This window comes from Vibrio sp. 1288, assembly GCF_033344475.1.
In genome coordinates, this window is the sequence record NZ_JAWPOX010000446.1 from 1 (window position 1) to 739 (window position 739).

Annotated in this window: 1 protein-coding gene; it reads right to left on the reverse strand. The window is 48.0% G+C overall.

Features of this window, described 5'->3' with window-relative positions; genetic code table 11:
- A partial coding sequence (locus R8O11_RS27295; RefSeq protein WP_318194888.1) for an acyl-CoA dehydrogenase family protein occupies nt 1-739 on the reverse strand: 739 nt, incomplete at both ends.

The following is a 739-nucleotide window of genomic DNA, read 5'->3' on the forward strand; positions in this document are numbered from 1 at the left end:
TGCCTACGTCTTTCTTATCGCCGAGTAAACCGTCTGGGTCCTGCAGCTTGAAAGCTAGACCAAGAACAGTCGCAACAGGTGCAAGTGTGATGTAACGCTTGTTCCAGCTAACTCGAACACCAAGCACCTCTTCGCCATCGTGCATGCCGTAACACACCACACCCTGGTCAGGAATGCCGCCCGCATCTGAACCTGCTTCCGGTCCAGTCAAAGCAAAACAAGGAATGTCCGTACCATCAGCAAGACGTGGTAACCAGTAATCTTTTTGCTCCTGAGTGCCGTAGTGAGAAAGAAGCTCACCTGGACCCAACGAGTTAGGAACCATTACCGATACCGCAACACTAATACTGCGCGTTGCAATACGAGACACAATCGTTGAGTTTGCCAATGCAGAAAACTCACGGCCACCGTACTCTTTCGAGATAATCAGTGAGAAGAAACGTTCTTTGCGCAAGTATTCCCACACCTCCGGTGGCAAATCACGATCTTCTTTCACGATTTTTTGATCGTCTAACATGTCTAAGAGCGTTTCAAGTTCATTATCCATAAACGCTTGCTCTTCAGCTGTTAACGTCGGCGCTGGGTAATGGTGTAGCGTCGTAAAGTTTGGCTTGCCAGAAAACAACTCGGCATCCCACCATACACTACCGGCTTCCATCGCTTCTTTTTCTGTACTCGACAGCGGAGGAAGAACTTTCTTAAACACTTTAAATGCTGGGTCACTAATCCATTTTCTTCG